We start from the raw sequence: 14,104 nt of genomic DNA, 5'->3' as shown, positions 1-14,104 counted from the left end.
TCCGTCGACGGGCGCTCTCCGTTGACGGATACCCTTGACACGTGACCGACGCCCAAGACACCGCAGCAGAGACCGCACTGCGAACCACCGGGGGCGCTCCCCCGGACGACGTCGAACCGGCGCCGATTCCCTTGCTGGAGCCCCGTGAAGGCATTCCGCCCGTGGTCGCCGACGAGGCGGCACTCGCCGAAGTGATCGCCGCGTTCGCCAGGGGATCCGGCCCTGTGGCCGTCGACGCCGAGCGCGCGTCCGGCTACCGCTACGGCCAGCGGGCCTATCTCGTACAGCTGCGCCGCGAAGGCGCGGGCAGCGCGCTGATCGATCCGGTCGGCTGCCCCGACCTCTCCGAGCTCGGCGAGGTCCTGGCCGGTACGGAGTGGATTCTGCACGCGGCCACCCAGGATCTCCCCTGCCTGCGCGAAATAGGCATGATCCCGACCCGGCTCTTCGACACGGAGCTCGCCGGGCGCCTCGCGGGCTTCCCCCGGGTCGGCCTCGGCGCGATGGTCGAGTCCGTCCTCGGCTACGCGCTGGAGAAGGGCCACTCGGCGGTGGACTGGTCGACCCGCCCGCTGCCCGAGCCGTGGCTGCGCTACGCCGCGCTCGATGTGGAGCTGCTGGTCGATCTGCGCGACGCGCTGGAGAAGGAGCTGGACCGGCAGGGCAAGCTGGAGTGGGCCTGGCAGGAGTTCGAGGCGATCGCGTCGGCTCCGCCCGCTCCCCCGCGCAAGGACCCCTGGCGTCGTACGTCCGGGATGCACAAGGTGCGCCGCCGCCGTCAGATGGCGGTCGTACGGGAGCTGTGGACGGCCCGCGACAAGGTGGCGCAGCGGCGCGATGTGTCGCCGGGCAAGGTGCTGAGCGACTCGGCGATCGTGGAGGCGGCGCTCGCCGTGCCGGCGAATGTGCAGGCGCTGACCGCGCTGCCCGGGTTCGGCCACCGGATGGGACGACGGCAGCTGGAGCAGTGGCAGGCGGCCGTCGACCGGGCCAAGGCACTGCCCGACGCCGAGCTCCCGCAGCCGGGCCAGCCGCTGAACGGCCCGCCGCCGCCGCGTTCGTGGGCGGACAAGGACCCGGTGGCCGCGGCCCGGCTCTCCGCGGCGCGTGCGGCGGTCTCCGCGCTCGCGGAGGAGCTCAATCTGCCGCAGGAGAACCTGATCACCCCGGACACGGTCCGCCGGGTCTGCTGGGAGCCGCCGGCCGAGCCCACGGTGGCCGCGGTGGCCGAGGCGCTGGCCGGGCACGGGGCGCGCGCCTGGCAGATCGAGCAGGTGGCGCCGCTGCTGGCGAGCGCGCTGACGGCGACGGCCTGACGCCTGCGGCGGGGCTGAATTCGTCAGCCCCGTGGGGGTCCCCCGGACGAGGTCTGGGGGAGATCGAGGCGCGGGGGGCCGGGGGCGGAGCCCCGGCTACGAGCCGGCTCCCCCGTGTGACGTTCACCGCTCCCGCCGTAGGGGGTGGGCAGGGTGGTTACCCGCAAGTAGCATGAGCGGAGGAAGCGCGCGCTTAGGCGCGTGCCCGCAGCAGTGCCACCCCGCACCCTGGAGGAGAGCCATCGTGCCTCGTACCGTCAGGGACGTCGTCTTCGTCGACGGCGTCCGCACCCCGTTCGGCAAGGCGGGCCCGAAGGGCATTTACCACGAGACCCGTGCCGACGATCTCGTCGTGAAGGCGATCCGGGAGCTGCTGCGCCGCAACCCGGACCTCGACCCCGCCCGTATCGACGAGGTCGCGATCGCCGCGACCACGCAGATCGGCGACCAGGGTCTGACCATCGGCCGGACCGCGGGCATCCTCGCGGGTCTGCCGCAGTCCGTGCCTGGTTACTCCATCGACCGCATGTGCGCCGGCGCCCTGACCGCCGTCACCTCCGTCGCGGGCAGCGTGGCCTTTGGTGCCTACGACATCGCCATCGCCGGTGGTGTCGAGCACATGGGCCGCCACCCGATGGGCGAGGGAGTCGACCCCAACCCGCGCTTCGTGTCGGAGAAGCTCGTCGACGAGTCGGCCCTGTTCATGGGCATGACCGCGGAGAACCTGCACGACCGCTACCCCTCGATCACCAAGCAGCGCACCGACGAGTACGCCGTGCGCTCGCAGGAGAAGGCCGCCAAGGCGTACGCCAACGGCAAGATCCAGCAGGACCTGGTGCCGGTCTCCGTACGCCGTACCAACGCCGAGGCCGGCGAGACCGGCTGGGGCCTGGTCACCGCGGACGAGCCGATGCGGCCGGGCACCACGCTGGAGAACCTCTCCGGCCTGAAGACCCCGTTCCGCGTCCACGGCCGCGTCACCGCCGGTAACGCCGCGGGCCTGAACGACGGTGCCACCGCCTCGCTCATCGCCTCCGAGGACTTCGCCCGTGAGAACAACCTCCCGGTGAAGATGCGCCTGGTCTCGTACTCCTTCGCCGGCGTCGAGCCCGAGGTCATGGGCTACGGCCCGATCCCGGCGACCGAGAAGGCCCTTGCCCAGGCGGGCCTGTCCATCGCGGACATCGGCCTGTTCGAGATCAACGAGGCCTTCGCCGTCCAGGTGCTGGCCTTCCTCGAGCACTACGGCATCGCGGACGACGACGCACGCGTCAACCAGTACGGCGGCGCCATCGCCTACGGCCACCCGCTGGCCTCCTCCGGCGTACGCCTGATGACGCAGCTGGCCCGGCAGTTCGAGGAGCAGCCGCAGGTCCGCTACGGCCTGACCACCATGTGCGTCGGCTTCGGCATGGGCGCGACGGTCATCTGGGAGAACCCGCACTTCGACGGAGGCAACAAGTGAGCACCACCGCTGAACTCCTGAAGGGCGCGGCCGAGCTGTTCCCGGACGAGGTAGTCACTCAGGCGCACGTGCGCCACCTCGAACTCCCCGGCGGGGCTGGCAAGTTCGCGCTCATCACGCTGGACAACGGCCTGGACCACACCAAGCCGACCACCTTCGGGCCGCAGTCGCTGGCGAACCTCAACGCCGCCATCGACCAGGTCGAGAAGGAGGCGGCCGAGGGCACGATCGTCGGCATCGGCATCACCGGCAAGCCGTTCATCTTCGCGGTCGGCGCCGACCTCAAGGGCGTGGAGCTGCTGAAGCGCCACGAGGAAGCGCTGGCGATCGGCAAGGGCGGCCACGACGTCTTCAAGCGGCTGTCGGGGCTCGCCGTCCCGACGTTCGCGTACTACAACGGCGCGGCGATGGGCGGCGGTGTCGAGGTCGGGCTGCACTGCTCGTACCGCACCGTCTCCACGGCGATCCCCGCCTTCTCGCTGCCCGAGGTCTTCCTCGGTCTTGTCCCGGGCTGGGGCGGCTGCGCGATCCTGCCGAACCTGATCGGCGCGGACCGCGCGGTCTCGGTGATCATCGAGAACTCGCTCAACCAGAACAAGCAGCTCAAGGGCAAGCAGGTCTTCGAGCTCGGGATCGCCGACGCGATCTTCGAGGGCGCGGACTTCCTGGAGCAGTCGCTCATCTGGACCGCGTCCGTCCTCAAGGGCGAGATCGCCGTCGAGCGCGCGGAGATCGACCGCGGCGAGGCCTGGGACCAGGCCGTCGCACGCGGCCGCTTCATCGCCGACTCCAAGGTGCACGGCGCCGCTCCGGCCGCGTACCGCGCCCTCGACATCATCGAGGCTGCCAAGGACGGCGACCTGCAGAAGGGCTTCGACGCCGAGGACACCGCTCTCGCGGACCTGATCATGGGCGGCGAGCTGCGCAGCGGCATCTACGCCTTCAACCTGGTCCAGAAGCGCGGCAAGCGCCCGGCCGGGGCGCCGGACAAGTCGCTGGCCCGCCCGGTCACCAAGGTCGGCGTCGTCGGCGCGGGCCTGATGGCCTCGCAGCTGGCACTGCTCTTCCTGCGCCGCCTCGAGGTGCCGGTCGTGCTGACCGACATCGACCAGGAGCGCGTCGACAAGGGTGTGAGCTACGTCCACGCCGAGATCGAGAAGCTGCTCGGCAAGGGCCGCATCAACCAGGACAAGGCCAACCGCCTCAAGGCCCTGGTGACGGGTGTCCTCGACAAGGCCGAGGGTTTCTCCGACGCGGACTTCATCATCGAGGCCGTCTTCGAGGAGATCGGCGTCAAGCAGCAGGTGTTCGCCGAGGTCGAGGCGGTCGCCCCGGCGCACGCGATCCTCGCCACCAACACCTCCTCGCTGTCGGTGACCGAGATGGCGTCGAAGCTGCAGCACCCGGAGCGGGTCGTCGGCTTCCACTTCTTCAACCCGGTCGCGATCCTCCCGCTGTTGGAGATCGTCCGCGGCGAGCAGACGGACGACGCCGCGCTGGCGACGGCGTTCGGTGTCGCGAAGAAGCTGAAGAAGACCGCCGTACTGGTCAAGGACGCGCCGGCCTTTGTGGTCAACCGCATCCTGACCCGCTTCATGGGCGAGATCCAGAACGTCATCGACGAGGGCACTCCGGTCGAGGTGGCCGAGAAGGCCGTCGAGCCGCTGGGTCTGCCGATGTCGCCGCTGGTCCTGCTTGAGCTGGTCGGTCCTGCGATCGGCCTGCATGTCTCCGAGACCCTCAACCGGGCCTTCCCGGACCGGTTCACGGTCTCCGAGAACCTGGCCGCAGTCGTCAAGGCCGGCAAGCGCGGCTTCTACGTCTACGACTCCGGAAAGCCGGAGCTGGACCCGGAGGTCGCCGCTCTCCTCAAGCAGGGCGATGTCGTCCTGACGGAGGAGCAGACCCGCGAGCGCGTGCTGAACGCGGTGGCGCAGGAGATCGGCCTGATGCTGGAGGAGGGTGTCGTGGCCGAGGCCCAGGACATCGACCTCTGCCTGATCACGGGCGCCGGCTGGCCCTTCCACCTGGGCGGCATCACGCCGTACCTGGACCGCGAGGGTGTCTCCGAGCGCGTGAACGGCAAGCCGTTCCTGCCGCAGGGCGTGGCGAGCGTCCCGGCGTAACACCTGTCGCAAGCAAGCGAGCAAGCAAGCGGGCAAGCAACTGCCCCGGCACCGTCCTTCGGTGCCGGGGCAGTTTGCGTTGTCGAGGCGGCGGCGCGCGGCCGTCAGATCCGGGTCCAGGCCTCCATCGCCAGACCGGACTCCGTCGTCTTCTGCCGGGTGATCCGGAGGCCGCCGTCCGGGGCGAACGCGGCGAGCACGACGCGGCCATCGGCGTCGACAGCCAGTGCCGGGGCGCCCACGCACGCTTCTCCGGTGCCGGTCCAGACCGCGCCCGCGGGCTCGTCCTCGGTCGGATACGCGGCGAGCGCGGGCCGTCCGTCGCCGTCGCGCTGCGCCATGAGCGTGCAGTCGTGGCCGTCCACGGAGGCCCGCAGCACGGCCACCGGTCCCGTTCCCGTCCCGCCGCCCAGCGGCTCGGGCACGCTGTCCTGACGCCAGGCGTGCACCTCGGCGGACTTCTCGTCGCGCCAGAAGAAAGTGAGCCGGTCCTCACCGGTCGCCACACCCGATACTGAGCCGTCCCGGACCTGCGCGGGGATGTCCTCGTCTCTGGTGAACAGCGGCTTGTCGCCGTCCTGCAGCCAGCGCATGATGCCCTCGCGCGCGGGCGCGAGAATCTCCGCCCGGCCGCTGCCGGTCGCGGCGACGGCGAGCCTGCCATGGGCTCCGCTGCCCTTGAGATCGGCCCACGGCCGCCAGGCTCCGGAAGAGGTCTGGCTTCGGCCGCACACCCCGCCGCCGACGTTGCGTACGAAGACATGGACGTTGCCGACACCGTCCACGACCGACGCCGGACGGCCTATCTGCCCGGCGAGCTTCCAGTCGTTCGGATACGGCGTGCCCAGCGGCTGCCAGTCCTTCACCGGACGGCCCGACTGGTACTGGATCGCATGGACGAGGTCCGTCCGGACCTCGTCACCGCCCGCCGGGGTCTGCCGCAGGCCGAAGAGGTGCACATAGCCGTCGGCTCCCTGAGCGAAGGAGAGGTACGGCAGCAGACCGTCGGCCGGGACCACCAGCTCGGGGCCCGACCAGTCGGGCCCGGCAGGCAGGGTCTCGGTCCACCGGAGCACACCGCCTACGGTGGGTGCATACGCCGTGAGCCGGCCGTCCTTGCCGCGCAGCAGCCAGCCGGTGGCCGTCGGACTGCCGTCCTCCGCAGTGCTGACCGGTGCGTGGCCCCGCTGTGCGGTGGGAACCTCGCGAGTCCGGCCCGCCTGCTGCTTCGATCTTCGCGCAGGCCCCAACGCCATGGCTCACCGGCCACCTTTCCTGACGAGAAACCGCACTGAGCGGCCGCATACAACGCTCCATGAAGTGCTGCGACAATAACACCCAGCCGGTCGGCGAATTTTTGGGGATTTCTGATGCGAACGCTTGTGATCGTCGACGCGGCAAATGTGGTCGGTTCCGTGCCCGACGGCTGGTGGCGCGACCGTCGCGGGGCAGCCGAGCGGCTGCGGGACCGACTGGTCGATGTCGCGGCGGCCGGAGTCCCCGGGCATCCCGGTCCCGTCGAGCTGGTGTTCGTCGTGGAGGGGGCCGCCCGCGGGGTGGAGAGCGTGCCCCAGGTGCGGGTCGAGTCCGCGCCGGGCAGCGGGGACGACAGAATCGTGGAGCTGGTGTCCGAGCGTCCGGCGGGCCGGCCCTGCGTCGTGGTCACGGCCGACCGGGAGCTCAGACGGCGGGTTGAGGCGTACGGCGCCGAGTGCATGGGACCGCGGGCGGTTCAGCCGTCCGAGCGTACATAGAACACCGCGCCGTCGACCTCGTCGGGCAGCGGCTCGTAGTTCCGGGACAGCAGCCTGTTCAGGGTGGGGATCCGCTCCGGGGCGAACGGTTTGCCGCGGGAGTCATCCACGATCAGGGCCGGTCCGCGGCGGCGCATCTCGCCGGCGAAGACCTGCCACGCGCCAGCCACCGCGTACTTCTCACCGACCTGCGGACCGTTGCGGCCGCCGCTGTAGTTGGTGAGCAGTCCGGCGGTCAAATACCTGCTGGCGGGTGCCCGGTCGGCGAGCCAGTACGTCTCGGGGTGTATCCCCCACACCAGAACCGGCTCCGATGGGCTTGTACGGGCCTGTACGGCGGCGGCGAGCCGCTCGGCATGGTCCAGCTCCGGGCGCGGCGCCAGCATCCCCCAGGCGAGGAACAGAGCGCACCCGCAGGCCGAAGTGAGCAGCGCCGTTGCGAGCCGGTCGCGCGGCAGGATCTGCAGCGCTCCGGTCGCCAACAGAGCCAGCGGCGGGATCAGTTGCAGGTAGTAGTGGCCGAAGAAGTGGAAGCCGAGCAGCACGGCGGCCGCCGACGCCGCGAGCCACAGCCACAGGTCGGTGGCGCCGGTCCTGGCGATGCGCAGGACCCGCACGATCGGCGGGATCAGCCCGGCGCAGGCGGCGCCGAGCAGCGCGGAGTTGACCACGGCCCGGAACAGGACGTGGAGTTCTGAGCCGGTGAAGGTGGCGTACGCACCCGAGCCTGTCACCGTCCAGAACACAAAGCCGTACGGAGTGGTCAGCCCGGCGGCGCAGAACACCGGGAGCCCGAGGCCGACTCCCGTACGCAGCAAGGCTGTTCGGGGCGGTGACGTCTGCCAGAGCAGCCACAGGACCGGGACCAGGACTGCTCCGCCGGTCTGTTTGGTGAGGAGGGCCCCCGCCACCGCGAGGCCCGCCGCGGCCCAGCGGCCCCGGTCCGCGCACCAGATGGCGGCTGCCGTGAACGGCAGCATGAAGACCTCGAAGGTGGCCGCCTGCGCGTCCTGCGGATTGAGGCCGATGGAGACCAGCAGATAGAGGACGCCTGCGGTGCGTCCGGCCCGGTCGCCCCAGCGGCGGCGGGCGATGCCCACGAGCAGGGCGGCGGTGATCAGTTGGGCGATGACCGCCAGGATTTTGACGGAAAGCAGGGATTCGTCGCCGAACAACGCGAACGACGCCTGGTACAGCAGGGGCAGCAGCGGCGGTTTGCGGTCGACCACCGTGTCGTACAGCGCTCCCCCGTCGGCCAATATCCGTGCCTGGACGGCGAGATAGCCCTCGTCCGGGTTCCACAGCCGGCGTCCGAAGGAAGGGATGCGGGTGACGAGGGCGAGCAGGGCCAGCACCGGGAGCAGCCGCCGCCAGTAGCCGGGCGGGGGGACGGCGGACGGAGGGACGGCGGACGGAGCACGGCCTCGCTGCCGGGGCAATGCAGTTGCGGATACGTACCGTAGCGACGACGACGGCTCGACGGGCATGCCTGCCTTTCGCGGTCCGGGGGTTCACCCGGAAAAGCACAGTATCCGGCCCCGCAGTCCCCCCGAAGCGGGACATACGGGGCCGGGCAGAACAGGTCTAGTACTTGGCGTCGGCACCCAGCTTGCCGAGGCGGCTGTGGTGGCGCCCGTACACGAAGTACACCAGGAAGCCGAGCGCCATCCAGATGGCGAACCGCACCCAGGTCTCGGCCGGCAGATTGAGCATCAGCCAGACCGAGGCGGCCACCGAGAGGATCGGAACCAGCGGCACCCACGGGGTGCGGAACGCGCGGTGCAGTTCGGGCCTGGTGCGGCGCAGGACGATCACGCCGAGTGCGACGACGACGAACGCGAAGAGCGTGCCGATGTTCACCAGTGTCGCGAGCTCGTTGATGCTGGTGAAGCCCGCGATGATCGCGATGATCACGCCGAGCAGGATGGTCGGCCGGTAGGGCGTGCGGAAGCGCGGGTGTGTGACGGAGAAGAACCGCGGCAGCAGCCCGTCCCTGCTCATCGCGAAGAACACCCGGGTCTGACCGAGCAGCAGAATCATGCACACCGTGGTGAGTCCGACCGCGGCGCCGAAGCTGATGACACCGGCGTAGAACGGGTGCCCGACGGCCTTGAAGGCGTCGGCGAGCGGGGCGCTCACCGACATTTCGGTGTAGTGCTGCATGCCGGTGACCACCAGCGAAACGGCGACATAGAGCACGGTGCAGATCAAGAGCGAACCGAGGATGCCGCGCGGCATGTCCCTCTGCGGGACTTTGGTCTCCTCGGCGGCGGTGGCCACCACGTCGAAGCCGATGAAGGCGAAGAAGACGACGGAGGCGGCGGTGAAGATGCCCATGACGCCGAAGTTGGTGGGTGCGTATCCGAAGATCAGCTGGACCAGAGGGGCATCCAGACCCGCACCGGCGGGCTGTGGCTGCGCCTTGGGGATGAAGGGCGAGTAGTTGTCGGTGTTGATGAAGAAGGCGCCCGCGACGATCACGATCATGACCACGGTCAGTTTGATGGCGACCACGACCGCAGTGACCCGGGCGGACAGTTTCATGCCGAGCACCAGGATGACCGTGAGAATCAGCACCAGCACGAAGGCCAGGAGATCGAAGCCGAATCCTACCGCCACATCGGGCCCGGAGAGCGCTTCGGGCATGTGCCAGCCGACGTTGTCCATCAGCGAGCGGACATAGCCCGACCAGCCGACCGCCACCACGGCGGTACCGAGGGCGAACTCCAGGACCAGGTCCCACCCGATGGTCCAGGCGACCAGCTCACCGAGCGAGGCGTACGAGAAGGTGTACGCCGATCCTGCAACCGGGACGGTGGAGGCGAACTCGGCGTAGCAGAGCGCGGCGAGGCCACAGACGATGCCCGCGGCCACGAACGCGAGGGCGGTCGCGGGGCCCGCCGTCTCCTTGGCCACCTTGCCCGTGAGAACGAAGATGCCGGTGCCGATGATGACCCCGACCCCGAAGACCGTCAGGTCCAGCGCGGAGAGGGATTTCTTGAGCGCGTGCTCCGGCTCCTCGGTATCACGGATCGACTGTTCGACCGTCTTGGTCCGGAACAGGCCGTCTCCGGCTGGTCCCGTGTCCTGCTGCGTACTCACCGGCGTACCTCCACGCACTCGTCGTGAACGCCATGATTGAGACATTGGCGGTCCGAGAGGGCTCCGTACGGGTGGATTTCACGCGAATGGGCCGGTCGGACCACCCATACAGGGTGAACCCACCGGCCCTTCGGCGCTACAGGTCAGTCGCGGGCGGACTCGACCGCCTCGGTGTCGAACCGGCCGTCCAACTTGGAGACGAGACCGGTGATCTGACGGGCGATGTCCGGCGCGGTCAGGCCGATCTCCGCCATGACCTCCTTGCGGGAGGCGTGGTCGAGGAAGCGCGGCGGGATGCCGAAGTCGCGCAGCGGTACGTCGACACCCGCGTCGCGCAGCGCCTGGGCGACGGCCGAACCGACGCCGCCCGCACGGCTGTTGTCCTCGACGGTGACGACGACGCGGTGCTGCTCGGCGAGCGGCGCGAGGGCCTCGTCGACCGGCTTGACCCAGCGCGGGTCGACGACGGTGGTCGTAATGCCCTGGGCGTCGAGCAGATCGGCGATCTCCAGGCACATCGGTGCGAGCGCGCCGACGGAGACGAGGAGGACATCGGGCCGGTCCGTGCCGGCGGTGCGCAGGAGGTCCATGCCGCCGACCTTGCCGACGGCCTTCACTGCGGGGCCGACCGCGCCCTTGGAGAAGCGCACCACGGTCGGCGCGTCATCGACCTCGACGGCCTCGCGCAGCTGGGCGCGGACCTGGTCGGCGTCGCGCGGGGCCGCGATCCGCAGGCCGGGCACGCACTGCAGGATCGACATGTCCCACATGCCGTTGTGCGAGGCGCCGTCGGTGCCGGTGACGCCGGCCCGGTCGAGTACGAACGTCACGCCGCACTTGTGCAGGGCCACGTCCATCAGCACTTGGTCGAAGGCGCGGTTGAGGAAGGTGGCGTACACGGCGAAGACGGGGTGCAGTCCGCCGGTCGCGAGGCCGGCGGCGGAGACCGCGCCGTGCTGCTCGGCGATGCCGACGTCGTAGACCCGGTCGGGGAAGGCCCTCGCGAACTTGTCGAGGCCTACCGGCTGCAGCATCGCCGCGGTGATCGCGACGATGTCCCCCCGCTCCTTGCCGAGCTCGACCATCTCCTCGCCGAAGACCGAGGTCCAGTCGAGGCCGGAGCTGGCGATCGGCAGGCCGGTGTCGGGGTGGATCCTGCCGACGGCGTGGAAGCGGTCCGCCTCGTCCTGGAGGGCGGGCTGATAGCCACGGCCCTTCTCGGTGAGGCAGTGGACGATCACGGGCCCGCCGAAGCGCTTGGCGCGGGCGAGCGCGGACTCCAGGGCTTCGATGTCGTGACCGTCGATGGGGCCGACGTACTTGAGGCCGAGGTCCTCGAACATGCCCTGCGGGGCGATGAAGTCCTTGAGGCCCTTCTTGGCGCCGTGCAGGGTCTCGTAGAGCGGCTTCCCGACGACGGGAGTGCGCTCCAGGATGTCCTTGCCGCGGGCCAGGAACCGCTCGTAGCCGTCGGTGGTGCGCAGTGTGGCGAGGTGGTTGGCGAGGCCGCCGATGGTGGGAGCGTAGGAGCGCTCGTTGTCGTTGACGACGATCACCAGGGGACGGTCCTTGGCGGCCGCGATGTTGTTCAGTGCCTCCCAGGCCATACCGCCGGTGAGGGCTCCGTCGCCGATGACGGCGACGACGTGGTCGTCCTTCTTCAGCACCTCGTTGGCCTTGGCGAGGCCGTCGGCCCAGCCGAGCACGGTCGAGGCGTGGGAGTTCTCGATGATGTCGTGCTCGGACTCGGCACGCGCGGGGTAGCCGGAGAGGCCGCCCTTCATCTTGAGCTTGGAGAAGTCCTGACGGCCTGTCAGCAGCTTGTGGACGTAGCTCTGGTGGCCGGTGTCCCAGAGGACCTTGTCCTTCGGGGAGTCGAAGACACGGTGCAGTGCGATGGTCAGCTCGACCACGCCCAGGTTGGGACCGAGATGGCCGCCGGTCTTGGAGACGGCGTCCACGAGGAAGGTCCGGATCTCGGCAGCCAGCTGGTCCAGCTGCTCCGGGCTGAGCCGGTCCAGATCGCGCGGTCCCGTGATGCGGGTCAGCAGCGCCACCCGTGCCTCCTTGCAGTTGTGCGGTCTAGCTTGCCGGTCTGTCGAGTCTAATGTTCCGCCTGCGGCGCCGGTCGCCGGGCGGTGCGATCTACATCACGCATTCGGATGAACACGCAGAGGTGCGCGCATACGCAGAGGTGCCCGGCACCGCGAACGGCGCCGGGCACTCCTGCGGAACCGCGGTCAGGCGCGGCCCGCGGTCTTCTGTGTCTTACGGGTGAGGGAGTCGATCACCACGGTCGCCAGCAGCACGCCACCGGTGATCATGTACTGGATCGGGGTGGCGATGCCTTCCAGCGCGAGTCCGTACTGGATGGAGACGATCACCATGACGCCGAGCAGCGCGTTCCAGGTCCGGCCGCGTCCGCCGAACAGGCTGGTGCCACCGATGACGGCCGCCGCGATGACGTTCATCAGCAGGTCACCCGCGCCGGCGCTCTGGTTGGCCGCCGCGATCTTGGACGCCCAGAACAGACCGCCGACGGCGGCGAACGTGCCCGCGAGCGAGAACACCGAGATCCGGACCGCCGTGACGTTGATACCGGCACGGCGGGAGGCCTCGACGCTGCCGCCGAGCGCGAAGATCTTGCGGCCGTACGTGGTGCGCCGGAGCACGAAGTCCGTCACGACCAGCACCAGCAGGAAGAGGACCAGCGCCAGCGGCAGGCCCTTGTACTGGTTGAACATGGCCGCGGCGGCGAAGGCCACCACTGCGAGCAGAACCGTGCGCACGACGATGTCGACGAGCGGCCGGGACGGGATGCCGGCGGCCTCACGGCGGCGGGCGTCGAAGAAGGCCGAGAGGAAGAACCCGGCCACCGCGACCGCTGCGAGGCCGTAGGCGGCCGCCACGTCCGTGAAGTAGTACGTGGTCAGCTTGCCGATCACACCTTCGCCGTCCAGGTTGATCGTGCCCTGGTCGCCGAGCAGCTGGAGCATGAAGCCCAGCCAGAAGAGCAGGCCGGCCAGGGTGACGGCGAACGCGGGTGCGCCGATCCGGGCGAAGAAGAAGCCGTGGAGCGCGCCGATGACCGCGCCGCTGACGATCGCGACGATGACGGCGAGCCACTCGTTGATGCCATGGGTGACGCTCATGACGGCGGCGATCGCGCCGGCGACGCCGCTGACCGAGCCGACCGACAGGTCGATCTCGCCGAGCAGCAGCACGAAGATGATGCCGACGGCCATCATGCCGGTGGCGACCATCGTGACCGCGATGTTGCTGAGGTTCTGCGCGGAGAGGAAGTTCGAGTTCAGGCTCTGGAAGACCACGGCGATGATGATCAGGCCGATGATCACGGGCATCGAGCCCAGGTCGCCGGAGTGCAGCTTGCGCTTGAACTCTGTGAGGTAGCCGGCGAAGCCCTGCTCGCGGACCAGCAGCCGGGGGTCGACCGCGGTGACCGCGTCGTGGGCGGCCTCGGGGTTGACGACGGGCGCGTCGGTGGGAGTGGAGGTCTTTTCGGTGTTCACTTCTGAACCTCCGTGGTGCGCGCCGCACGCCGGGTCACGGCGTTGTCCGTGGCGCCGGTGATGGCGGAGATGATCTCTTCCTGCGAGGTGACCTTGACGTCGAAGACGCCGTTGTTCCGGCCGAGCCGGAGCACCGCCACCTTGTCCGCGACGGCCTTCACATCGGCCATGTTGTGGCTGATGAGGATGACCGCGTGGCCGCGCTCGCGGAGCCGCTCGACGAGGTCGAGAACCTGCGCGGTCTGCTCGACGCCGAGGGCCGCGGTGGGCTCGTCGAGGATGACGAGCTTCGGCTCGCCGAGCATGGAGCGGGCGATGGCCACGGTCTGGCGCTGGCCGCCGGAGAGCGAGGCGATCGGGATGCGCACGCTGGGGATGCGGATCGACAGCGTGTCGAGCAACTCGCGGGCGCGGCGCTCCATCTCGACCTCGTTGAGGATGCCGCGCTTGCGGATCTCCCGGCCGAGGTAGAGGTTGCCGACGACATCGATGTTGTCGCACAGCGCGAGGTCCTGGTAGACGGTCGCGATACCCAGGTTCTGGGCGTCGTGCGGCCTGTCGATCGATACGGACCTGCCTTCCCACTCGATGACGCCTTCATCGATGGGGTGCACGCCGGCAATCGTCTTGACCAGCGTGGACTTTCCGGCGCCGTTGTCGCCTACGAGGGCGACCACCTCGCCGCCGTGGACCTCAAGCTCTACGTCGGTGAGCGCCTGAACGGCACCGAATCGCTTGGAGACCCCGCGCAACGCCAGCACGGGCGTAGCGGACACGTGAACCATCTCCTTCGCCGCCTGACCGGCGGGGA

Annotated in this window: 10 protein-coding genes; 4 read left to right on the top strand and 6 right to left on the bottom strand. The window is 69.7% G+C overall.

What is annotated here, in order from left to right:
• The first annotated feature begins 41 nt into the window (after positions 1–41).
• The 3 genes from ACZ3H8_RS01185 to ACZ3H8_RS01175 all read left to right on the top strand — a co-directional run bounded on the left by ACZ3H8_RS01185 (position 42) and on the right by ACZ3H8_RS01175 (position 4,907).
• Positions 42–1,316, top strand: a complete 1,275-nt coding sequence (locus ACZ3H8_RS01185) for a ribonuclease D (RefSeq protein ID WP_467396013.1) — start codon at positions 42–44, stop codon at positions 1,314–1,316.
• Positions 1,317–1,560: 244 nt separating this feature from the next.
• Positions 1,561–2,781, top strand: coding sequence for a thiolase family protein (locus ACZ3H8_RS01180; protein ID WP_398981304.1), 1,221 nt, complete (start codon positions 1,561–1,563; stop codon positions 2,779–2,781).
• Positions 2,778–4,907 carry a 3-hydroxyacyl-CoA dehydrogenase NAD-binding domain-containing protein gene (locus ACZ3H8_RS01175; protein WP_467396009.1) on the top strand — a complete coding sequence of 710 codons (2,130 nt, stop codon included), beginning with the start codon at positions 2,778–2,780 and terminating at the stop codon, positions 4,905–4,907. The genes ACZ3H8_RS01180 and ACZ3H8_RS01175 overlap by 4 nt, the downstream gene beginning before the upstream one ends.
• A gap of 104 nt (positions 4,908–5,011) precedes the next feature.
• On the opposite strand, the gene ACZ3H8_RS01170 is transcribed toward ACZ3H8_RS01175, so the two are convergent.
• Positions 5,012–6,163, bottom strand: a complete 1,152-nt coding sequence (locus ACZ3H8_RS01170; protein WP_467396007.1) for a PLL family lectin — start codon at positions 6,161–6,163, stop codon at positions 5,012–5,014.
• A 114-nt stretch (positions 6,164–6,277) separates the two neighbouring features.
• Between ACZ3H8_RS01170 and ACZ3H8_RS01165 the strand changes: the two genes are divergently transcribed.
• Entirely contained in the window at positions 6,278–6,661 is a 384-nt protein-coding gene (locus tag ACZ3H8_RS01165; RefSeq protein ID WP_467396005.1) for an NYN domain-containing protein, read from the top strand.
• Here the strand turns inward: ACZ3H8_RS01165 and ACZ3H8_RS01160 are convergent.
• The 5 genes from ACZ3H8_RS01160 to ACZ3H8_RS01140 all read right to left on the bottom strand — a co-directional run bounded on the left by ACZ3H8_RS01160 (position 6,640) and on the right by ACZ3H8_RS01140 (position 14,078).
• Positions 6,640–8,148, bottom strand: coding sequence for an ArnT family glycosyltransferase (locus ACZ3H8_RS01160; protein ID WP_467396002.1), 1,509 nt, complete (start codon positions 8,146–8,148; stop codon positions 6,640–6,642). The two genes, ACZ3H8_RS01165 and ACZ3H8_RS01160, sit on opposite strands and share 22 nt — an antisense overlap.
• Positions 8,149–8,245: 97 nt before the next feature.
• The gene (locus ACZ3H8_RS01155; RefSeq protein ID WP_467396000.1) at positions 8,246–9,763 is read right to left on the bottom strand and encodes an amino acid permease; all 1,518 of its coding nucleotides are present in this window, start codon (positions 9,761–9,763) and stop codon (positions 8,246–8,248) included.
• Positions 9,764–9,906: 143 nt separating this feature from the next.
• A complete protein-coding gene (dxs, locus tag ACZ3H8_RS01150; RefSeq protein ID WP_467395998.1) occupies positions 9,907–11,820 on the bottom strand; it encodes a 1-deoxy-D-xylulose-5-phosphate synthase in 1,914 nt (637 codons plus the stop codon).
• A 183-nt stretch (positions 11,821–12,003) separates the two neighbouring features.
• The gene (locus ACZ3H8_RS01145) at positions 12,004–13,293 is read right to left on the bottom strand and encodes a sugar ABC transporter permease (protein ID WP_467395996.1); all 1,290 of its coding nucleotides are present in this window, start codon (positions 13,291–13,293) and stop codon (positions 12,004–12,006) included.
• Positions 13,290–14,078, bottom strand: a complete 789-nt coding sequence (locus tag ACZ3H8_RS01140; RefSeq protein WP_356229827.1) for an ATP-binding cassette domain-containing protein — start codon at positions 14,076–14,078, stop codon at positions 13,290–13,292. The genes ACZ3H8_RS01145 and ACZ3H8_RS01140 overlap by 4 nt, the downstream gene beginning before the upstream one ends.
• Positions 14,079–14,104 lie beyond the last annotated feature (26 nt).

The sequence above is a fragment of the Streptomyces sp. NPDC002868 genome, from assembly GCF_055563295.1.
This window is presented reverse-complemented; position numbering and strand designations above follow the sequence as displayed.

Excerpts from the sequence above, each read along its gene's own strand:
- ACZ3H8_RS01170 (WP_467396007.1), bottom strand. The coding sequence starts at position 6,163 with ATGGCGTTGGGGCCTGCGCGAAGATCGAAGCAGCAGGCGGGCCGGACT.
- ACZ3H8_RS01140 (WP_356229827.1), bottom strand. The coding sequence starts at position 14,078 with ATGGTTCACGTGTCCGCTACGCCCGTGCTGGCGTTGCGCGGGGTCTCC.
- ACZ3H8_RS01160 (WP_467396002.1), bottom strand. The coding sequence starts at position 8,148 with ATGCCCGTCGAGCCGTCGTCGTCGCTACGGTACGTATCCGCAACTGCA.
- ACZ3H8_RS01165 (WP_467396005.1), top strand. The coding sequence starts at position 6,278 with ATGCGAACGCTTGTGATCGTCGACGCGGCAAATGTGGTCGGTTCCGTG.